Annotated in this window: 23 protein-coding genes; 11 read left to right on the forward strand and 12 right to left on the reverse strand. The window is 50.9% G+C overall.

Translation table 11 applies throughout. The features are described from left to right. Positions 1–225: 225 nt before the first annotated feature. Complete coding sequence (locus EQV24_RS10150; protein WP_130626524.1) at positions 226–582, forward strand: hypothetical protein; 357 nt, start codon at positions 226–228, stop codon at positions 580–582. Positions 583–780: 198 nt separating this feature from the next. Here the strand turns inward: EQV24_RS10150 and EQV24_RS10155 are convergent, their stop codons facing one another. The 8 genes from EQV24_RS10155 to EQV24_RS10185 form a co-directional block, all read right to left on the reverse strand. Continuing rightward, a complete protein-coding gene (locus EQV24_RS10155) occupies positions 781–1926 on the reverse strand; it encodes a fimbrial protein (protein ID WP_130626525.1) in 1146 nt (381 codons plus the stop codon). A 14-nt stretch (positions 1927–1940) separates the two neighbouring features. After that, positions 1941–2477: a LuxR C-terminal-related transcriptional regulator gene (locus EQV24_RS10160; protein ID WP_058651700.1), complete on the reverse strand. Its 537-nt coding sequence runs from the start codon at positions 2475–2477 to the stop codon at positions 1941–1943. 26 nt (positions 2478–2503) lie between these two features. After that, entirely contained in the window at positions 2504–4987 is a 2484-nt protein-coding gene (locus EQV24_RS10165; RefSeq protein WP_130626526.1) for a fimbria/pilus outer membrane usher protein, read from the reverse strand. 19 nt (positions 4988–5006) lie between these two features. Then, entirely contained in the window at positions 5007–5705 is a 699-nt protein-coding gene (locus tag EQV24_RS10170) for a molecular chaperone (protein ID WP_130626527.1), read from the reverse strand. Between the two features lie 108 nt (positions 5706–5813). Then, the gene (locus tag EQV24_RS10175) at positions 5814–6362 is read right to left on the reverse strand and encodes a fimbrial protein (protein WP_130626528.1); all 549 of its coding nucleotides are present in this window, start codon (positions 6360–6362) and stop codon (positions 5814–5816) included. A 43-nt stretch (positions 6363–6405) separates the two neighbouring features. Further along, on the reverse strand, positions 6406–6783 hold the full coding sequence (locus tag EQV24_RS10180) for a hypothetical protein (RefSeq protein ID WP_130626529.1): 378 nt from the start codon (positions 6781–6783) through the stop codon (positions 6406–6408). 435 nt (positions 6784–7218) lie between these two features. Next, positions 7219–7344, reverse strand: coding sequence for a hypothetical protein (locus EQV24_RS23885; RefSeq protein WP_279388635.1), 126 nt, complete (start codon positions 7342–7344; stop codon positions 7219–7221). Between the two features lie 139 nt (positions 7345–7483). Then, positions 7484–7840, reverse strand: a complete 357-nt coding sequence (locus EQV24_RS10185) for a hypothetical protein (protein ID WP_130626530.1) — start codon at positions 7838–7840, stop codon at positions 7484–7486. Between the two features lie 222 nt (positions 7841–8062). Here EQV24_RS10185 and EQV24_RS10190 point away from each other — a divergent pair, with 222 nt between their 5' ends. The 7 genes from EQV24_RS10190 to EQV24_RS10220 all read left to right on the forward strand — a co-directional run bounded on the left by EQV24_RS10190 (position 8063) and on the right by EQV24_RS10220 (position 14048). Then, positions 8063–8731, forward strand: coding sequence for a helix-turn-helix transcriptional regulator (locus EQV24_RS10190; protein WP_029883740.1), 669 nt, complete (start codon positions 8063–8065; stop codon positions 8729–8731). Continuing rightward, positions 8721–9524, forward strand: coding sequence for a PhzF family phenazine biosynthesis protein (locus EQV24_RS10195; protein ID WP_058683884.1), 804 nt, complete (start codon positions 8721–8723; stop codon positions 9522–9524). Before EQV24_RS10190 ends, EQV24_RS10195 begins: the two co-directional genes overlap by 11 nt. A gap of 117 nt (positions 9525–9641) precedes the next feature. Beyond that, entirely contained in the window at positions 9642–9980 is a 339-nt protein-coding gene (locus EQV24_RS10200; RefSeq protein ID WP_029883738.1) for an SMR family transporter, read from the forward strand. 14 nt (positions 9981–9994) lie between these two features. Continuing rightward, the gene (locus EQV24_RS10205; protein ID WP_058651695.1) at positions 9995–10318 is read left to right on the forward strand and encodes an SMR family transporter; all 324 of its coding nucleotides are present in this window, start codon (positions 9995–9997) and stop codon (positions 10316–10318) included. Between the two features lie 11 nt (positions 10319–10329). Continuing rightward, a complete protein-coding gene (cutC, locus tag EQV24_RS10210) occupies positions 10330–12711 on the forward strand; it encodes a choline trimethylamine-lyase (protein WP_130626531.1) in 2382 nt (793 codons plus the stop codon). Then, entirely contained in the window at positions 12674–13633 is a 960-nt protein-coding gene (locus EQV24_RS10215) for a glycyl-radical enzyme activating protein (RefSeq protein WP_130626532.1), read from the forward strand. Before cutC ends, EQV24_RS10215 begins: the two co-directional genes overlap by 38 nt. A 196-nt stretch (positions 13634–13829) precedes the next feature. Further along, positions 13830–14048, forward strand: coding sequence for a YgdI/YgdR family lipoprotein (locus EQV24_RS10220; protein WP_029883734.1), 219 nt, complete (start codon positions 13830–13832; stop codon positions 14046–14048). Positions 14049–14149: 101 nt separating this feature from the next. Here the strand turns inward: EQV24_RS10220 and EQV24_RS10225 are convergent, their stop codons facing one another. From EQV24_RS10225 to budA, 4 genes are all read right to left on the reverse strand, one after another. Then, positions 14150–14623, reverse strand: coding sequence for a cold shock domain-containing protein (locus EQV24_RS10225; RefSeq protein WP_013097650.1), 474 nt, complete (start codon positions 14621–14623; stop codon positions 14150–14152). A 138-nt stretch (positions 14624–14761) separates the two neighbouring features. After that, complete coding sequence (locus EQV24_RS10230; RefSeq protein ID WP_013097651.1) at positions 14762–15532, reverse strand: (S)-acetoin forming diacetyl reductase; 771 nt, start codon at positions 15530–15532, stop codon at positions 14762–14764. Between the two features lie 20 nt (positions 15533–15552). Continuing rightward, the gene (alsS, locus tag EQV24_RS10235; RefSeq protein WP_013097652.1) at positions 15553–17232 is read right to left on the reverse strand and encodes an acetolactate synthase AlsS; all 1680 of its coding nucleotides are present in this window, start codon (positions 17230–17232) and stop codon (positions 15553–15555) included. A gap of 13 nt (positions 17233–17245) precedes the next feature. Further along, positions 17246–18025 carry an acetolactate decarboxylase gene (gene budA / locus EQV24_RS10240; RefSeq protein ID WP_014831009.1) on the reverse strand — a complete coding sequence of 260 codons (780 nt, stop codon included), beginning with the start codon at positions 18023–18025 and terminating at the stop codon, positions 17246–17248. Between the two features lie 105 nt (positions 18026–18130). On the opposite strand from budA, the gene EQV24_RS10245 reads away from it, so the two are divergent. The 3 genes from EQV24_RS10245 to EQV24_RS10255 all read left to right on the forward strand — a co-directional run bounded on the left by EQV24_RS10245 (position 18131) and on the right by EQV24_RS10255 (position 21386). Beyond that, positions 18131–19012, forward strand: a complete 882-nt coding sequence (locus EQV24_RS10245) for a LysR family transcriptional regulator (RefSeq protein WP_023620404.1) — start codon at positions 18131–18133, stop codon at positions 19010–19012. 379 nt (positions 19013–19391) lie between these two features. Continuing rightward, positions 19392–19847 carry a hypothetical protein gene (locus EQV24_RS10250; RefSeq protein WP_130626533.1) on the forward strand — a complete coding sequence of 152 codons (456 nt, stop codon included), beginning with the start codon at positions 19392–19394 and terminating at the stop codon, positions 19845–19847. A gap of 267 nt (positions 19848–20114) precedes the next feature. Beyond that, a complete protein-coding gene (locus EQV24_RS10255; protein ID WP_130626534.1) occupies positions 20115–21386 on the forward strand; it encodes a PIN-like domain-containing protein in 1272 nt (423 codons plus the stop codon). The last annotated feature ends 410 nt before the right edge of the window (positions 21387–21796 follow it).

The following is a 21796-nucleotide window of genomic DNA, read 5'->3' on the forward strand; positions in this document are numbered from 1 at the left end:
ATATTTAAACATTTATTACCGCCGCAACACAAACATATTATTACTTTTGTTAAAAATTCAACGTGATGTTTTATCAATGTAAAGTATTGTCGTATATTTGACAGCAGATTTATCAGATGCTTATCAGCGTTAATCTTATGAATAGGCAATAACTATTATGTACTCTCTACTGAGGTGGCTAAACTGTATTTATAGAGTATTTTATTTGTTAAAAAAGGTAGATGAGTGGAAATAACAAAATTATGGATTTCATTAGGCACTATTGTCAGTCCCATCACAGGCACCTTCTTTACCAAAATAATCACGCAACATAATCATAAATATTTGCTGTGGTATAAAGGTGATTATCTTATCAAACCGGGTGATAAAATTACGGTTAACAACAACGGTTTTATTATTTCCGAAAAATTACGTGCCGTAAACATTATACAAATTGATAAATACAGTCCGACACTCTGGCGAGTCATGCACAACATGTCCAGCTGCCCGGGTGACAGAGAGCCTGAAACCCCGTATTGCGCTTCAACAACACGATGCATTTTCAAAACCTGCCCTCACGGCAAAACACGCTTAACGCCATAACAGTGAGAAAGGATTGCCTGAGCCTCTTTTAGCAGAGGCTTTTTTGGGCGCTAATGTTATTATTTTATGTTAAGAGGGGAATGTTTTAACAGAGTGGAATTACCGTCCCTGAATGGTTCCCGCGATGACAATAAGCGTTGCTCCCTGGAGCTAGCAGATCATATCATCGTACAAATACCCGTTGCTTTCGTTAATTTTTTAAAAATAACTCACAGTATAAACCAGCTTACCGTTCGCTGTACCTGCCGTGACACTATCTTCAGTTTGAATATATCTCGCTGATAGCGGAATAATTACGCTGCTGGCACCATCAGAGGTGAAAGTACCGGAAAAACTGCTGCTGAAGTCAATAATGTATGAATCTGCTGAAGTTGTTTCGCCGGAACTGAGTTGAATACCGATTCCCGTTGCAGCAGAGGCATCACTGGTATCGACAGACATAATTCCGTTGGCTGCATCCACTATCGAAGTGACGGGAGATAATGACACTGACCAAGTATTCCACTGCATGGTTGAGGAGTCCGAACTATTATCATCTGACCAATAATTTTTGGCAGCACTGACATTACTCCCACTAAATGTTCCACAGTTAGTCAACGTAATGTTTGCTGCAATCCATGGCGTGGCAATCCCCTTACCGGTAAAGCGCTCTGTTGGCCATTGTCCTAATGAAACGCTGAAATCAGGGGTCGTGCAGGTTGGCAGGGTCACGTTCATCGATCCCGAAAAATTCAGTGTATAGAGGAGAATATTACTCTCTTGCCTGCCCAGAGCGGCCGAAAAGGTAGGGAAATTACCGGCGTTAATTACCCCTGCACTAATTGGGCCCGTTTTTACCAGTGCAATATATGCCCGGGCATCTCCACCGAGGTCGGTACACTTTTTATTACTTGCTGCACAGTTGGTCCCAACAATGCCCGGAGCAGGTGTACGAGAACTCATCATCGTTATTGTCACACCAATACCAGCAACACCTGTTTCGTATATATGCCCGTCCCAGGAATCGGACCCTTTCCATTCTTCAGGGGATATTATGCTACCGGTCCAGGAAGAGAGTGGCATAGGAACGTTTGGCAAAGATGTAACATATAACCAGGTATCATTATTATCACAATTAACCGTAGCACTTGCATAGCCAGGAGTATATCTCTGTTGATAAAGGATAGTACCGTCCGGAATATCATTACTCACCGAAATGGTTGATAAATTAAGCGGCATTGTTACGCTACTGGCCGTTTTAAAAACGGATGAACTGTCGAGCGAGCAGGTTACAGCCATTACCGCTTTTGAAATTACCATCAGAAACAGAAATATCACCACCCCTGCCTTTACGGAAATGTTCATTCAACCCTCATCAATCAGCCAAAATGGTTACGGTATGTTTGATACATCAAGCCCACCTTAAACAGCTCGGCATCAGATTTAATATACAGTTTATCCATCAGGCGCCGCTTATAGGTGCTGATCGTTTTAATTGATAAACCATAGTGTCTGGACATGTTATGCGGCGATATCCCAAGAATAAACCATGACAGTACGCGTAACTCCTGCGTTGAAAGTTTTAAGTGTGTTCTTGTTCGTACAAGGTGTTTTTTTGCTTCATGCTGTCGGTTTATTCTCCGGGACAGAAACTCCTGCATTTCGCGGGCATTGTAACGCGCGGTCAAATAATCCCATTGTTTTTCCAGACAAAAAATTCTGACCAGCGATTCCATGTCCGGCCCTGCAATAATCATATGTTCATTATTGGCTGTCCGCATCCACGCCCCCGTCTCATCTGAACGGATTTTACACAGCGTATATTTTTTCGCTAAAAGTGGATGCGAGGCGATCAGTTCCACCATGGCTGAAAAGAAAAATTCATTATCAGTAAATACACAAACTAAAACTTTCATTAGCGTCCTGACGTTGTTACGTCGTATTAATTACAGATTGCGTCGAAGGTCAGCAATTTTTTTCCCGCCGTGGACGGGAGCGAATACTTCATTTTGCAGCGGGACGCTGCGTCATCTGCCCAGCGAAGTTCCAGTACTCCGCTTTGCTGCGCCAGACGGGCATACAGGCGCCCCCCCTGCCCGACATATCCCACTGTCTGTTGACTGGCATCAATGGCACGAGCCGAGAAAGGCACACCTTCTCCGTTGCTCCGACGTACCGTCACCAGTACGGGCACGCCTTCAGCGGCACGATATTTCACTTTCACCACGGCACCCGCGTACGGGATCACCTGCTGGCTGGTGCTGTCGAGATCCAGGTCATCCTCTACCGAGGTGGGATCTATCGACACGCTGTTTTTCTGATAGGGCATCAGATTTGGCACCAGCGCATAACCAGCACGGTTAACGCGCGTTCCGGCGTAGCCCGGTATTTCAGCCCCTTCAGCACCTTTCGCCTCCACCAGCGCGAAGGTGTTGCCGGTCCAGGGAGAGAAAGTCACTCCGCCGGAATGCGCGACTGCGGTACCGCTCATTCCCAGAGAGCCACTTTTCCACGCCTGACCCTGGGCATAGTTTGCCGTGAGGGTGGAAACCGGCCCGGTCCACGTTCCGCCAATTTGCCCGGCATCTCCCGACTGATGCTGATGCGATGCCCCGGCATTCCAGCTGAACTGCTGTCGTTCACCTGCACTGCCGGAAAGCGCAACCTGCTCGCTGAAATGTCCCTGACCGTCACGCGACATCTGCCCGGTAAGCAGCGGCGAGGAGATCCCTCCCAGCGGCATGTTGAAACTCAGTGTCCAGATATTCTGAAAATCGCCCCCGGCCGTGCGGCTGCGGTTAACCCCCAGATTCCAGTTCACCCTGCCCGTGGTCAGGGTGTAGCCCGCCTGATACTGCTGGTCGTGGCCTTTTCGACCCCAGTAGTCCTGCAGAATACCCGTCACATACAGCTGTCCCCATTTATCGGGTAACCCCTGGTTGAGGGTCAGCGTCATACGATTGCGGGTTTTACCTGTCCGTCCGTCTGTTCCCTCACCGGGCCGCTGCTGATGTAAAAGGGCGGCATCCATCAGAGAAAGATAATTTCCCGTCGAGTATCGCCAGGTAGCCAGGGAAAACTGCGTCTGGCTCGCCGGAATAAATTTGCTGTAACTCAGCCGGATGCTTTCTCCCCGCAGCGTCTGTTCTCTTAGACGGGTTTGCGACCAGGTGGTATCGAATGACACCGCGCCAACAGGCGTTCCCACCGCAAAGCCGGCCTGCATGGCCTGATAAAATGACGTCGCCTGTATCCCTCCTGAGCCGGTCAGGCGGTTCGTCAGCCCCCGCTGATAGGTCACTTCACCAAATGCCGGACGTTCACTGAGATAATCCCCCCTCAGCCTGCCCCCCGTCGCGCTGTAACGGTGTGTTCCCGGACGCAGCAACTGCGCAACCGATGCATAGGGAACGTCAAAAAAATGTTGTGAGCCGTCCGCCTCACGTACCGTGACGTTCAGATCGCCGCCATAACCGCTCGGATACAGATCGTTGATAACAAAGGCCCCGGGCGAAACAGACGTCTCGTAAATGAGTTTACCGTTCTGATGAACCATCACTTTCGCGTTAGTTTGCGCCACGCCACGGATCTCCGGCGCGTAGCCTCGCCGGGAGGCGGGCAGCATCCGGTCATCGCTGGCGACCGATGCCCCCGTAAACGCCACAGAGTCAAATAGCTGCCCGGAGGTGTTCGATTCCCCTAACGTCAGGTTTCCCTCAATACCCGCCAGTGGATGCTGCACGTAGCTGTTGAGCACGGTATATTTTTTCTGCTGCGTGCCATTCTGCTGCTGCCAGCTTAACGTCCCGTTATGGCGAAAATACCAGGAGCCGATATTCAGCCCACCGTTCAGCGCCGCATAGAGGTTGTTATATTCTCCGCCGCTATTCTCGCTACGGTAGCCATTCACGTTATAACCCAGTAATAGCGCAGGGATCCCGACATCCCAGAGCGCCGGGCTTACCTGGCCGCGCGCGGCATGCTGCAGCATGGCTTGGGGAATACTGACATCGAGCCGCTGTCTGCCGCCGTTAAATTCCAGATGACTTTCTGGCAGGACAGCCTGCAGATCGCACCATTGCCCGTCGTTATTTACACACAGTCTGTTCTGTTTTAACTGTAATCCTGCGATGGTCGCTGGCGACAACAGAATTCTCTGCGAGTCAGTCTCTTTTCCGCTAATGCGAATATCATCGATCATGACCAGCTTATTATTCAGGTAAATATCCGCCCGGTACCGGCCCGCCGGCAGTCCGTTTTTCATATACGCCGACAGGTCGACTTTTTCCGGATGTGAGATGCGCAAAAAATTACTGTCAAACTGTATGTCATCGTCAGCCTGAACGCCGGAAGAGAAAAACAGCGCAGAAATCACCCCGCAAGCCACGCCTGAAAGCGGTGGCCATACCGATAATCCCTTCTTCATAACATCCGAGTCCTGTGAATTAATTTTTCAGGAGACCATTTGCGGAACGCTCAGCACCATAATCATTGATATATGTCCAGGTGATATCTCCGCCGGAGGCGAGAGCATGTCCGCGTTTTATCGTGAACGTTTTTTTACCCCAGGCAGGCACGACATCCCCCACCGTCTTCCAGTTGCCGGATGCCACCCCTGCCAGAGAAACGCTCCAGGGCGTGTTATTGATTGCTTCCAGCTGCGTGGCAGATACTTTTCGCCAGCTGAGCTGCTGCGCGGCTTTTTCAGGTGTTCCGGCAAGGCCTTCAGGGCGATAAAATAATTTAATGCGTGTCCGGAAAGCCATTTGCAGTTTATTTACCGCCGTTTTATTGACCGCCGGAATTTCCAGTACATTGATCCAGAAAACCGATTCCCGGTCCCGGGGTAGCGTATTTTCCACAGCAGATATACGCAATGACTGCCCCTGTTCCGGATTAATTCTGGCGATAGGCGGCGTAATTACAAAAGGCGTATTTAATTTGTCGGGTGATGCCTCACTGTTTCCGTCATCTATCCAGTTTTGGGTCAGCACCGGCTGTGAGCCATGATTTTTAATTTCCAGCGCTATCTCTTTTTTTCCCTGCGGATAGATAACGCGCGTTCCGGAAAGAGAGATCGCTGCCGCAGCGATATGGTTAAAAAAACAGAATAAAATAAACGTACCGATAAATTTTAATTTCATATTTTTCCATTCTGGTAAAAAACGGCCTGATTCCTCAGGCCGACGACAGACCTCAAGAAGAACACACTCCTTGTTTAATTATTGTTATATCCGTACTGTGCGATTAAATCAGAGATAAATAATACTGTACGTCACAGAGCTGGCTACTGCCCCGGATGTCGCCGCCCCGGTCGCATAATAACGGACGGCATAATTCAGCGTGCCGGTTGTTGACGACGCATCAATCGTGGTTCCGGACGTGGACTGTGAAGCATAGTCACCCGCCATAATGACGGAGCTGTTGTCATCCACATCAAGCAATTCCAGCTCCACGTTTGTTGCCCCGGCGGTATCCGAGTTGTTTAAGCGCCCGGCGCTGTTAACCTGTCCCCCCGCTTCAAAAAAAGCGCGGGTTTTAGTATTTGCAGGGTCACAACCGGTCAAATTAATGGTGAACGCGGTTGCCCCCGCTGTCGCTCCTGCTGCACTTAATGCTGAGGTCGGTACGGCGGGTAAAGATACCGTGCCATCAGCACTACCATTATTTACCACCGCCGCACAGGTCTCACTGTTTACCGAACCGGTAAAGGTGATCGTGCCAGAACTCGCGGCATAAACCAGAGTGCTGGTGATGGCATAAGTGCATACCGCCAGAAATATCTTAAATTGATTAGACATCCTTACAATCTCATTTAAAAAAAGTTAAGTTGCTTATGCATTCTTAAAATGCTTCATCATTAATCTCAGCCTGGGTAATAAAGAAGACCTTCACTTTTTCGAGCGAATAGGTCTTCCCTTTATTTGACGAAATAAATTCGTAAGGGATACCCAATGTAAACAGGCTGAGTTTCAGCTGGCCTATTGCATGCCACAATTGCCTGCTGGATGACTTAAGGCCGTACTTTTCCCATACCTGATGTAATAATTCATCACGGCTGATCTCTTTTCGGACTGCGTGCTCCAGAAGATAGGCAAAAAGATTCATCTTTGTCTTCTGAAAGCGCATCCCTCCTTTTCGGGGTGCCTGCGAATTATCAATCCATCCGACAAGCAATGTTTCCCGGTTTATCCAGAGGCGGGAGCCATTATTAAATTCCACAATATAACCGCTACACACTGCCTGACAGGCGACAAGATCCCTATTCTTTTTTATACGAATACCTCCCTAAAACTGGCTTCAGGATTAATACCACTATCACTGTGAGGTTATATTGTGTTTAGTAACGATAAATGTGTCAATCAGTGAAAAAACCAACCCCTTTAACCACATAAAATGCAAAAAGGCAGTCAAACACACCAGCAAAAGAAAGAAAAACAAAGCAAAAAACCACTCCAATTTATAATTCCACAGTTTATAAATGATAATGTTGAATTGTAATTACCACTAAATTTGTGAGGTTTTTTGTCTGAAAAACTATTTTTTTTAGCGATTTATACTGATTACGAAAAGTAATAACAGCTTAACCAATGCTTCATTTATTTTTGTCAGGGGGGAATGTCTCTTTCTCACCCGTCAGACATAAGGCGGCGAACCTCAGGCAGAAAATATGCGAAAGAGCTGGTAAACGTAGTTGATGATGCAAAGCAGAACGACGGCATAAACGAAGCCTCGCTCTGACCATTTGCTCCAGCTGGTGTTCTTTTGACGATCGCTGTTCATATACCCCCCTTAACGGATGCCAGTGGGGGTATATTATAAACACAATGAGTAATAATCAACTTTTTGTTGAATTATGGCTTTTCAGTTACGCGGACGATACGGGAAGGGGAACCACCCACATATCCCACGATTCCGGCAATCACCAGCCAACACAGGGTGTTAACACCCGAGCAAGTTCTTCATTGGTCTGTTTTGCGCCAGAGATGAGGGTAATATCGATAAAGTTTGCTCCTGTTGTATGAGACATATCGATCTGGGCAATCAGCCTGTCCCCTTTAGCAATATCAAAAAAGTTGGGGGTATCCCGCTCAGGGAAAATCAGCTCCACGTCGTAGCCGTCCGCGACGAGTGCGCTTCGCATACAGTGATAGCGCCCATCCAGCCCGGGATGGGCAGAAACAGTGAAGGGTTGATAGGTCGTAGCCTCGCCAAAAGGCCGTACCAGCTGGCATGCTGTCAGCAGCACTACGGCCACCATTACGCTCAGGATCTTCATCGTATTCCTTAAAATTATGCTGTTCCGGTCTCTTTAACCGTACGGTGAGCCCTGGAATCTACGCGCACATAACACCAACATCAACTTTTTGTTGATATTTAAACATAACAGGTATAATTTGACGCTACGGAGAGGCCGTCTCAGCCAGGAATGGCAAGGGACGGAAATGAAAACGAGCGATTAAACAGAACATCTGACCATGCCGGATAGAGAGGAACACGAATGAAATCAGATTACGCGAAACATATTGAACTGATTTCCGGGCCACTGGAAGCGGCAATGGAAGCACTGGCAGGTACGTTGTCGGCGAACCAGGAGATTGTGTTACATAACCTGACCACACCTGAACAGTCCGTTGTAAAAATTATCAACGGGCATGTGAGCGGTAGAAAGGCGGGTGACAATCTCTTATCCGGTCCTGAAAAGGACAAAGGCTTTGCTCTGCTGCTGAAAAACAGCCAGGACAGCACCCCGGTTACAGTCAAAAATTATAAAACCGTCACTGCATCCGGGAAGATCCTGAACAGCGCCTCAACCATTTACTACAGTGATGAAGGGGTACCGTTAATGGCCTTTTGCATCAATGTCGATACCTCCCCTTATGAGCAAATGCGCAAGTACCTGGACGCGATAGCGGTCAGCCCGCTTGCAGAGACGGACCCGCAGGATATGAACCTGGGAGGTATCATCGAGCAGTCAATCCAGGAAATTATTGATAAGCATTCGGTCCCGGGTAAAAAAGTCCAGAAAGCACAGCGGCTAAAAATTGTTGCGGAAATGCATGCTAAAGGCATTTTCAAAATGCGAGGCGGTGTCCAGCACGCGGCGCAGGCCCTGGGAGTGACCCGCTATACGGTCTATAACGATCTTGAGGTGATGGGTGAAAAATAACAGCCCCCGGCGCATCCCGTTTTACCAGGTTGACGCCTTCTCTGACGGCCCCTTTACCGGCAACCCAGCAGCAGTCTGCCTGCTGGACGCCTGGCCAGAAGACTCTGTTCTCCAGCATATCGCCACAGAAAATAACCTTTCTGAGACTGCGTTCGTGGTTAAACAGGACGACGGTTTCAGGATCCGCTGGTTTACGCCTGCGGTGGAAGTGGATCTCTGCGGCCATGCAACGCTCGCGGCGGCCAGCGTTCTGTTAGGTGACGAAAGTGCTGGCGACAGCATTCGCTTCTTCTCGCGCAGCGGTGAACTGACGGTAACCTCAAACGGCGGCAAATTCACGCTCGATTTTCCACAGTCCATCCCCTCTCTCATTGAGGCTCCGCAGGGGTTGCTTAGCGCGCTGGGGCTGGAAGAAGGGACAGGCGAAATCTGGCAAGCCGCCGATCTCATCGTGGTGATTGATGACGAAGCACAGTTAGACACCCTTAACCCTGACTTTGCCGCCCTGAATACTTTTAACACGCGTGGCGTGGTCGTTACCGCTGCATCACGCACCTATGATTTTCGTTCTCGCTGGTTTGGCCCTCAGGTAGGTGTGGACGAAGATCCGGTGACGGGCTCCGCGCATACCTTTCTGGCACCGCTGTGGAGTGAAAAGCTGGGCAAGAAAACGCTGCATGCCCAACAGGGGGGATGCCGTAAAGGAGAGCTGATTTGCCATATTAAGGATAACGAGCGTATCGCGCTGACGGGTGAAGCGTGTCTGATTATTGAAGGGACCTTTATTCTGTAAGCACACGGATGTGTGTTTAATTTCTTATATTTAAATTATTCATTTCCAGGAGGTGAACACACGGCATCGGTTTTATTGTAATCCCCACGTACTATTTTATTTTGTGAGAATAATTCAATGACGTTATCCAAAAGCGTTACCGCACTGATTGCGGCGGTATCCATTGAAGTGATTGCCACAACATTATTATCGCTCTCAAACAGTTTTCAGCGTCCTGCTGTGGGAACCGCTGCGATAATATGCTACGGAATCAGTTATTATTTTTTATCCCTCGCATTACGCAGAATTCATATTGGCGTGGCGTACGCAATTTGGTCTGCGTTCGGCATATTCAGCATTAGCTATATTCAGACGCGTATTTTTCATTTTACGCTCGGGCAGAATGCATGGATGGGTTTATGCCTGGTCATCAGCGGAATAATCATATTAAACCTGGCGATTAAGCAAAATAAATAACACAGCGAACAATTATGTTTACTCTATTAACCTATCTGTTTTGGCTGATTATTTCAGTCACGATGGAAGTTATCGGCACGCTTCTGCTCCCTAAAACGGATAACTTTAAAAATATCCCGCTAACCATTCAATGTCTGGTGTGCTACGTCATTTCATTTTATGCCCTGTCGATGCTTATGGGAGCCATTTCACCCGTAGCGGCCTACGCCCTCTGGTCAGGTATGGGGATAGTCATGATTACGCTTATGAGCAGCCTGTTTTACCAGTTGCGCAGCAGCATTCTCGAAAAAGTTGGGATCTGCTGCATTGTGGCAGGACTGATCGTCATCGCCATTTGAGGAGAGACAGCATGAACACAGAACATCTTTCCCTGCGAGTGATACAGCTTCGTGATAAGTACCTGCAGGCAAAGCCTTTTATCTCTGCACGCCGGGCCGTCAGCGTCACCGAAGTGTATAAAGAAAACCCCGGGATGGATAACACCCTGTTAAGGGCGCTGGCCTTCCGCCGCGCCTGTGAAAAGGCTCCCCTGTATGTGGCCGATAATGAACTGATCGTCAGCCATCCGGCCGGGGGCGCACGGGGCGGCGAAGTCTCGCCTGAAATAAGCTGGCGCTGGGTGGCCGGGGAGCTGGATAACCTCCCCCATCGCGCGCAGGACCCGTACCAGATTGATGATGAAACACGGCGTTTGCTGCGGGAAGAGGTGTTTCCTTACTGGGAAGGTCGCTCGCTGGACGAGATGGCGCAAACCCGGCTCACGACGCTCGGGCTATGGGAGTGGTGCCACGACGACGGGATCTGCGATGTCACCATCAAAACCCAAAACGGCGGTGGCGACTCCTGCCCGGGCTACGACACGCTCCTGCTTGGCAAAGGCATAAAAGGGATTCGGGACGAAGCATCGGCACGTCTGGCTGCGCTCGATGCGACTACGCCCGACTATAGCGACGCCTTTAATTTTTACACCGCCATGCTGCATACCTGCGACGGTGTAGTGACCTATGCACAACGCTACTCGCGCTACCTGGCGCAGCTTGCCGAAACGGAAAATGACCCTCTGCGCAGGGACGAGCTGCTGCAGCTTGCCGACATTTGTCGTCACGTACCGGAACATCCGCCGCGCCATTTTCACGATGCGCTACAGGCTATCTGGTTCGTTCACTCTCTCTTTATGCTGGAGGAGAACCAGACCGGCATCTCTCTTGGCCGCGTCGATCAATATCTCTGGCCGCTGCTGGCGCGCGATCTCAACGACGGTACGCTCACACGGCAGCAGGCAGAAGAGCTGCTCTGCTGCTGGATGATCAAAATGGCCGAAACCCTGTGGATCTGCAGTGAACCGACGGCCATGTATTTTGCGGGTTACCAGCCTTTTATCAATCTTGTGGTGGGTGGGCAGAAACGCGAAGGCGGCGACGCCACCAACCCCTTGACCCTGATGATCATGGACTGCTCGGCACAATTAAAAATCTACCAGCCCGGGCTGGCGGTACGTATCCACAACCAGTCTCCCCAGCCGTTTATGCGCAAAGTGGTCGACGTCGTGCGCAGCGGGATGGGATTCCCGGCCTGCCACTTTGACGATGCGCATATCAGGATGATGCTACATAAAGGCTTCAGCTACGAAGACGCCCGCGACTACTGTCTGATGGGCTGCGTCGAGCCGCAGAAGTCAGGAAAAATGTACCAGTGGACCTCGGTGGGTTACACCACCTTTACGGCCGCCATCGAGCTGGCGCTGCGCAACGGCCACAATCGTGCCGGAAAGCCGTGCGGCCCGGCAACCGGCGATGTGACGCAATTTACCACGTATGAAGAGGTAGAACAGGCGGTGCGAAGCCAGCTCTCCGCCATCGTTCGCAACGCGGCACAGGCCACGCGGGTTGTACAGAAACTGCACGCCGAGCATGCCCGTAAGCCCCTGATGTCATGCTTTATCGACGGGTGTATGGCGAAGGCAAAAGATGTCACCCAGGGCGGCGCCTCCCTGAATGCCGGACCGGGCCTGATTTGGACCGGCCTCGCCGATTGCGTGAACTCGCTGATGGCGATCAAAACTCTGGTCTATGAAACCTCCCGCTTCACGTTGCCGGAGATCGTAGAAGCACTCGACCACAATTTTGTCGGCTACGACGAGATCCAGACCGCCTGTCTGCGGGCACCGAAGTACGGTAACGACATTCTGGCCGTGGACGAGATCGCACGGGAGCTGGTGCGTTTTCTTGAGCAGGAGCACCGCCGGTACCGGATGCTGTATGCGCCGTTCGCCTTCGGCACGCTCTCTATCTCTAATAACACGCCGTTCGGGCTTATCACCGGCGCACTGCCCTCCGGGCGTCTGGCAGGTAAACCGCTCGCGGACGGGATAAGCCCGGCTCAGCAAACGGATTACCTCGGTCCTACCGCCATTATCAACTCCGTCAGCCGGATTAACGTTGAAGAGATGGACATTGGCATGGTGCATAACATCAAGCTGATGTACGGCATGCTGGAAACGACAGAGGGGCAGAACAGCCTGATCCACCTGCTGCGCACCGCCAGCGTTCTGGGAAATGCCCAGCTGCAGTTCAGCTACGTGGACGATGAGACGCTGCGTAAGGCCCAGCAAAATCCCGCCGACTATCGCAACCTGATGATTCGGGTAGCGGGATACAGCGCGTTCTTCGTTGAATTAAGTAAAGAGGTCCAGGATGAGATTATCAGCAGAACCACTCAGCGATCCTTCTGATCAGGTGTCCGGCTGGATCTCCAACATTCAGCGGTTTTCGTTACATGATGGGCCAGGGATCCGCAGTATTGTCTTTTTCAAAGGTTGCCAGATGCGCTGCGCCTGGTGCGCCAACCCGGAGGGAATAACCCCCGGCAGGGAGCTCTTTTACCACGCTGACCGCTGCCTGCACTGCGGCAAATGCGCGGCGTTGTGCCCGACAGGGCTTCATCGGCGGATGGAGAATATTCACACCCTGGAACGCGACCGTAGCTGTACAGGCTGTGGCCTGTGCGAAGCACACTGCCCCACCGCCGCGATCGGCGTAGTTGGTGAGCATGTTAGCGCAGGGACGGTCTTTGAACGGGTGATGGCGGACGAGATTTGGTTCCGGCAGTCCGGCGGCGGCGTCACGCTGAGCGGCGGCGAAGTGGCTACCCAGCCCAATTTTGCCCGGGCGCTTATTGATCGACTGAAGACCGAGGATATTCATATCACCCTTGAAACTGCTGGCTATGCCTCCTGGCATGCGCTTCATCAGGCGTCCGCTGGCTGCAATCTGATTATGTACGATTTAAAAAGTGCAGACGACACGCTGCATAAACGTTTTACCGGCGTCAGCAATAAAACGATTGTCCGCAATCTTGCCCGGTTATTACAGGGAGATCAGCAGATCATTATCCGCATCCCGGTGATCCCTGGATTTAATGACGCATCGGATCAGGCGGCGAAGTTACTGGCGTTAATTGCTTCACTGACCCACGGACGGCGCAATTTTCTGGGTGTCGAGTTATTGCCCTACCACCGCTTCGGGACAGGGAAATATAAATTACTCAGCAGGGATTACGGCTGGAATTGCCATTCCGCCAATGTCGATCGCTTCCTGCATATTGCCGGGCACTATCACCTGACGGTGAACGTCTCGGGTACGCTGGCTGGATAACGGAGAGAAAAGAATGTTAACGAAACCCCATGACAAACAGGAAAAAGTTGTCACGCCACTTGAACGCCGCGCCGTCATAGGCTCGCTCATTTTTATATTCATAATCTATGCAGTGTTACTGATGACTCAATTTTAATGACTGGATTATCAGTAACGTCTTTCGGCCCGTCGTGGCTTTTTTAAATCAGGTATGAAGATGAAGAAGTTAGTTGCAGTTTTTAGTCTGGTATTTCTGTCACTTACCCTTGCAGGATGTTCAAGTGACTATGTCTTACAGAAGAAAAATGGTGAGATGATTATTACGCATGGAAAACCAGAAGTTGATGATGATAACGGTTTAATTACCTATGAAGATGTTGCCGGAAATGAACATGCCATCAACCGCGACCAAATTGTTCAGATGATCGAGAAATAACCCCTGCGGGAATGATGTGGATCGCCTGAACAGGCAACCATTTTACCCTCTTCTCTTCAGGGAAGAGGGTCAGAATGCACGAAACGCCACCCGGCAACAGATTACTTCAGCAGCTTAACCGTAGCGTCGATATCGATTTCATCTTCGGTAAAGATCAGCGTGGTGTTCTGGAAGGTGGTGATCGCCAGCTTCTTCACCGTGCGCATTTCGCCCGGCTTTTTGTCGGTTTTCGGTTTGATGTTATTCATCAGCAGCCCGACAGACAGCACCGCGTTCTCTTTGTCGATGCCCGTATCCGCAGGCTCTTCTTCGCTAAACACAACGAAGGATTTGATGGAGGTGAGCTTCACGCGCTCGCCTGCAATATAGAGGTATTTACTTTCCGGGATCACCTTCACCGCATAGGCGGAAAGGCCTTTGTTATTGGTGGTTGGCTCAAAAGTCACCGCCGCATCTTTCTTGATCAGATCAGGGTTGGCGACCTTAATCACATGAAAATAGCGGTTGTCACCGTTTTCATCTTTGATAAATCCAAAGCCTTTATCTTTAAACCACGTTGTGATTGTACCGTTCATCGCTGTTACCGCCTGTCAAATCGTCATGACTAAAGTTTTGCAGCGCGCAGTGTAATGCACAATGGCGGAGGAGACAAAAAAAAGCCCCTGCACGGGGGCAGGGGAAAACTCATGTCAGAGCTTATTAGTATTACGTTTTTAGTTGAACACCATCCCACCATCGATTAACAGAGACTGGCCGGTCATGTAGTCGGAATCTGGCCCGGCGAGATACGAAACGCAGGCGGCGACATCTTCCGGTTCGGACAGGCGGCCAAGCGTAATACGTTTGGCAAAGGTTTCGGTGCCATAGCCAAGCGGTTTACCTGCCGCCTCTGACACCTGGCGGTCAATCTCCGCCCACATTGGCGTTTTCACGATGCCCGGGCAGTAGGCGTTAACGGTGATCCCCAGCGGCGCGAGATCCCGTGCTGCGGTCTGGGTTAAGCCACGAACCGCGAATTTACTGGAGCTGTATACCGCCAGTTCGGGGTTACCGGTATGGCCCGCCTGGGAGCAGGCATTGATGATCTTGCCGCCGTGTCCCTCTTTGCGAAACGCGTCAATCGCGGCCTGCATGCCCCAGATCACCCCTTTGACGTTGATGTTGTAGACCTTGTCGACAATCTCCGGCGTGATGGATTCGATGGGCGTAGACGGCGCAATCCCGGCATTATTCACAATCACGTTGAAACCGCCCAGCGCGGTGCGGGCTTTCTCAACCGCCGCAAACACCTGGTCACGGTCAGAGACATCCACCTTCACGGCGATGGCGTTACCGCCGTTACGGATGATTTCATCGGCAACGGCTCGCGCCGTCTCATCGTTATAGTCGGCGATAGCGACAGCAAAGCCATCTTTCACCAGGCGCAGCGCAATCGCTTTACCAATCCCCTGGCCTGAGCCGGTTACGAGAGCAACTTTTTGCATTTCTCTGTCCTTATAGTGAGTCACAAAATCTGGCTGAGATGGAGCTGGCCCATCAGCAGCGGGTTATCGCTGTAGTCAACGGGAATGGCCACCACGGCCGGGCCATTCACATCCATCGCCGCACGCAGCGTCGGTTCAAGGGCATCGGCGCTCTCCACGGCAAAGCCCCTGGCGCCAAAGGCATCGGCATAGGCTTTGAAATCGACCGGGCCGAACTCCACGCCGGAAAGGCGCTGGTATTTTTTCTCTTCCTGAATGGCGACCATGTTGTAGCCGTTATCCACCCAGATGATGTGCAGCACGTTGGCGTTAAGACGCACGGCGGTTTCCAACTCCATGCTTGACTGCAGGAAGCCGCCGTCGCCGGACACCGAGACCACTTTGCGCCCGGGGTTGACCAGCCACGCGCCAATGGCCCACGGCAGCGCAACGCCCATGGTCTGCTGACCGTTGGAGATCATCACCTGACGCGCCCGGAAGCTGTAGAGGTAGCGGGCGATCCAGATGTGGAAGCTGCCCATGTCGACGGTCAGGGTCACGTCGTTATTCACGATGTCCTGCATGGCCCGCACGATACGCAGCGGATGCAGGGCAAACTGGTTGAGCGAGGCACCGCGGCGATCGAGCAGATCGCGCTGATGCTGGCGATCGACCAGGATCTCTGACGCACGCTGGCTCAGCTCCAGCTTGTGATCGATCCGGTTAGCGAGCAGGTTCAGCGTTTCAGCGATATCCCCCACCAGCTCCAGATCCGGTACATAATTGCGTTCTTCATAGGCCGGCAGCACGTCAATGTGTACCAGCGTGGCGTCGCCGCTGTTCCACATGGAAGGCTCATACTCCACCGGGCTGTAGCCGATGCAGATAATCAGATCCGCCAGATGCAGCAGCCTGTCGCCCGCCTGGTTATTGAACAGACCGACGCGTCCGGCAAAGCGAGTGAAGTGCTCCTGGTTCACCGCCCCGGCGGCCTGATAGGTGCTGGTGACCGGAATACGGCTTTTCTCCAGCAGCTTACGCAGCGCCGCGCTGTTGGCAGGCTGGCTCGCCATCAGCCCCAGCAGGATCACCGGGTTTTTGGCTTTGTCGATGAGCTTCGCCACATCGTTAATGGCCGATTCGGGAGCCGGGCCCATCAGCGCCGGGCCGCTGGCCGGTAAAATCGCGCCCGTGGCGGGCTGGTCAACAATATCCTGCGGCAGGCTGACGAACGCGCCCCCCGGCCTGCCGTGCTCGGCGGCACGAAACGCATTCGATACCACTTCAGCAATCGCATCCGGAGAGCTGACTTCCACTGCGTATTTGGTGACCGGGCTGAACATGGCAACCGTGTCCATGCTCTGGTGCACCAGTTTGGCTTTATCCGCCCGCTTCACCGCTCCGCCCAGCGCCACCACCGGGTCGCCTTCGCTGTTGGCGGTGGCAATGCCGGTGATCAGGTTGGAACAGCCCGGCCCGGAGGTAACCAGCGCCACCCCTGCCTTGCCGGTCAGACGCCCTACCGCCGCCGCCATGAACGCCGCATTCGCCTCGTGGCGTACCGGGATGATTTCGATGGACGAGTCCAGCAGGGAGTCAAAGACTTTGTCGATTTTCGCCCCCGGGATCCCGAACACCTGCTTCACGCCCTGCGCTTCCAGCTGGCCGACAACCATATCGGCGCCGTGCGCCCACTGACGTGACTGTTTCTCACTGTTCACGGTAGTTCTCCTGTTAGTTTTCGACGGAACGGATCGCTGCATCAAGGTTGCTGGGGTGAAGGTTGGCCTGTAAAAACGCGCTGTCGGCGGGCAGGTCAATCATTAGCTTGTGTATTTCGCCAAAGGTGAGCACGCCGCTCTCCAGCTGGTAATCCAGCAGATGTCCCCCGCCCTGACGGTCGTCGGTAATGAAATGTTCGTGATAGCCGGCCACGTTGATGCCCTGCATATGCTGCGGCGTGCGGAACCCAACCAGCACCCCTTCGCGCTGGTTAAAGCGGAACACCGGCTGGTCGTCCAGCACGTCGGTCATCGCGCGGTATGGCGGCGTCTGACGCGGTACGGTACGGGTGTGGGCGTGGCGGAAGTTGCCGTCGATGCGCAGCGCGCAGAACAGGTTATCCGAGGGAATTTGCTGGTCGATCACGTCGTGGATCTGCTGACGGCTGACCGGCGCATCAAAGGTTTTGCGGTACTGCGGCTGGAACCAGGTCATCACCGCGAACGGCGTTTTCTGCTCTGGCTTCGCGGCGCGTGCGCTGCCGTCGGCGCGCAGCTGGTACACCTGGCTGCTGAAGGCAATCATTTCGCCGTCCAGCTCGTTGAAGGTGCCCAGACCAAAATCACCATGTGCCAGCAGATCGGCGATGGTGGTGTCCCCCTCGTAGACGCCGCTTAGCAGGGCGCTCATTAGCGATGTCTGATAGATCACGCTGTCAGGATGCTTAGCGGAGAACCCGCGCAGGGTCTCGCATAAGCTCGCCTCACAGTCGCAGGCAGATGAGTGCATCATCATGCTCGTCCTCTTCAACTTTATTTATAAAGGTTAAATAAATGTTGACCCGATTCAGCAGAGAGTTCCAATATAGAATCCATGCTGGTTTGAGACGTTTTAGATATGGAACTTCGTTATCTGCGGTATTTTGTCGCGGTTGCACGCGAGCGACACTTCACCAGGGCGGCCAAAGCGCTGGGTATTTCACAGCCTCCTCTGAGTCAGCAGATCAAACGGCTCGAAGAGGAAGTGGGCACGCCGCTGTTCAGGCGTCTGACGAGAGGTGTGGAGCTAACCGAAGCGGGAGAAGCCTTCTACGAGGACGCCTGTAAGATCCTGGCGCTGAGCGACGCCGCGCTGGAGAAAGCCCGCGGCATCGCGCGCGGTCTGAACGGCAACCTGTCGATTGGCATCACCAGTTCAGATGCTTTTCATCCCAAAATTTTCGCGCTCATTCGTCAGTTTCAGGTACAGAACATGGCGGTGCAGGTACACCAGGTGGAGGCCAATATGTCTTCTCTGACGGCGATGCTGGCGGAGGGGGAACTGGATATCGCCTTCGTGCGGCTGCCGTGTGAGAGCAGCAAGGCATTCGAGTTAAAAATCCTCGACCGGGAGCCGATGGTGGTGGCACTGCATCGCGACCATCCGCTCGCAACAAGCGGCGATCTGGCGCTGGAGCAACTCCGGGATACGCCAGTGGTGTTGTTCCCGCAGGAGGTCGCGCCCGGCCTGTTCGACCGGGTTTACAGCTGTTGCGAACGGGCCGGAATAGACGTACAGCACGCGCTGCAGTCGTCTCAACTTTCGTCCTCCCTGAGCATGGTCTCTGCAGGCGGTGGATTCGCGCTGGTGCCGAAATCGATGGCGGCCATCTCTCCGCCGAATGTCACCTACCACGCGCTGAGCTCACCCGAGCTTTATACCGATATCGCGCTCTGCTGGCGGCGGTTTGAACGCTCGCGGACGGTGAGGCGGTTCTTGACGATGATAAGCGAGGAGTAGCGGCCGGTTTGGTTGGTAGTTTTTGTAGGCCGGATAAGGCGTAACCGCCATCCGGCAATGCCCTTCTGGAAGCCGCCTCGCAAACCTGCAAGCAACCTTATGTAATTCATGGGCATCCCTTTTCTTCCTTTTTTTGCCGCCGTAAAGTGCCTGCGTTGCGGCACATCCGCAACCGGGCGTAGGAACCCGCATAACATGACACGGCAATTATTTTTGTCGCGACGGCGCTCATCCCGTTAAAATACGGTCGCGCTGGCGGAGCAACCGAAAGGTTGGCCGTTATGTCATGTGCGGCATTCCTACCTCCGTCAGCGCTACCACCCATGAGCGTAGGAACTTATGTGGTGGTCTGGAGTAAATTTAAAAAGGAAATCATCACATGACAACTATCCCTTCCCTGTCTTACGCGCTTTCTGAAGAAGGCATTGTTTATCATCATCTCCACCTGCAACATTCCGATTCTGCGGATCTCTTCGAACTGGCTGATGCCTGCACTGCGTATGTTAGCGTGCTGGTGGAAACTGACGACGCGGTGACGTTTGCCACACTCTGTAAGCGATTGCTGGCTGCGCTAAAGCGGCTGCGGGAATGCTGCGATGCCGAACTGCCTTCGTATCTGGTTGAACAGTTGATCGCAGGGGAGAAGATTACCTCCTGCGTGCCGGACTGCTGGCAGGAAACGGCATTGCAGGTGGATTATGCCGTAGCGTTAACGCTGGCGGTGATGGGTGGGAAACTGCCTGCGAGCGTGGCGAAAGAACTCACCGGACTGCTGCATGATATGGTCTGGCTGCTGGCTGAGTTTGTGAAGGAGCCGTATATTTCGGCGCATTGAGGCGGGTGATGGGAGGCCGGGGATCTGCTGGGTAAGAAGCAGATCCCCGGTCTTACGCAAAATTTAATGTTGTTTTTAAATGTCTGGTAAGAGCGAACAGCGGACCTTTAGCTGCAATTAAGTTGCTAAAAACACTCGTGTTAAAGTAACTTAATAATTAGTGGCGATTAAATCAACATTAGACATCAGCAATAAACGCAGGACACTTTGTTTATTTAGCTGTAATATTTCAAACATACAGTAACCTAACAATCATGAAGGCATCGCATGCGGAACAGCTTCCCAGGGTTTTATGGCATCAGTGAAGATTCGATCGGTACCGTGTTTACTTCAGAGAATACGAGATTCATTTTCGATGCAAACATACTACTTACTCTCTATCGGTGCGAGGAAGAAACCCGTAACCATTTTTTTGAAATTTGGGGAAACATCAAAGACAAATGCTGGTTTCCTCACCAAGTTTGTCTCGAATATCAGCGCAACCGCTTGAAAGTGGTAAAGGACAGTCGCGATGCGTTAGATAAAATACCTAAAAAAATGAAGAGTTCAATTAGTGAGTTAAAAACTCATATTTTTGATGGTGAGCATAACCAAACAATCTCTCGATATTCTAATTTAAAAGGTGAGCTTTCAGCATTATTTGACCAGATCGATCTAATCGTTTGTGAATTTTCTGACAACCATATTAGCGCAAGAAAAGACAATATCGATTACTTAAATAATCATGATGTAATTCGCGATAAAATTGATGAATTAACGGAAAATCATATCGGTTTAGCTCCTCAAAATCAAGGGGTTATAGATGAGTTAAACAAATCTGGAAAAATTCGTTATAAGTATAATACTGGTCCTGGCTTTGCTGATAGTGCAGACAAGAAAACAAACTTTTATTCTTTCGATGGAATTAATTATGATGCTGAATATGGAGATTTTTATGTTTGGAGTCAGATTCTTGAATATGTAAAAGACAATCAAGGCAGTAATATTGTGTACGTTTCAAATGATGCTAAGTCTGATTTTTACTATAAAATTGAAGGTAAAATTCGCGGCCCTAATGAGTCTCTTCGTACCGAAATAAAAAAACATGGTGCAACAGAGTTTTTACTTCAAAATATCGATACATTTCTCCACCATGCAAATACTCATTTGAATGCAAGAATCGACGAATCTGTTATTACTGAGCTGACGAATGCCAGCTTTGCAGATGAAGATGTGAATCTGACCAGCAGAAATGGAACACTATTTGATTTTTCAGAAGAAAATAAAAATTTATTAAGCAATATACACTCAACTGAAAATCTTTATTTAGCTTACAACGATTATTTGAATCAATTGAATTCCTGTAAAATGGAACTCGCCGAGATAAATTCTGTTCCTTTATCAGCATTAAAACTTACAAAAAGCTCTGAATTAATGCTAGGTAAGGAAAAACTAAAAATACGAATAAGTCGCTTGGAAAATCTTTTACACTCTGTAGGCTCCAAAATTACATATTTACAAGAAGCGGAAGCAATCAATCAACTCCTTGACAATAAATAATCCCCGGCGAGTACGTTATCTTCCATAGCTCTGTTCATCGTGCTTTTTTGTCCGATAATAGGGTCTTTAATCCATAGTGATGTTTTCATACTCAAATCTCCTGTAATGTGGGAGATTTGAGTATGGTTGTCCCTCAAAGCGATAAATCGTCGTTATTGTTAGTTCTGATAATCTAAGGAATTTAACCTCTCACCAACTATCATCTCGAGTGTTATATATTTCGAGCTTCATTTGGTTTTTTACTTTTTCTAAACAACGCAATTTGTCCTAAAAGAATAGCTACAGAAAGTCTTATGTTTTAGGATGGGTTATATTTAAAAGTGGTTTATTTTCGAAAATATACAGAATAGTCTGTGTCTGATGTTACTTGTTTTGCATCTATATTGTCACCCTCAGAATACCCGACATTC

This window comes from Enterobacter sp. A8, assembly GCF_004296595.1.
Classification (GTDB): Bacteria; Pseudomonadota; Gammaproteobacteria; order Enterobacterales; family Enterobacteriaceae; genus Enterobacter; species Enterobacter cloacae.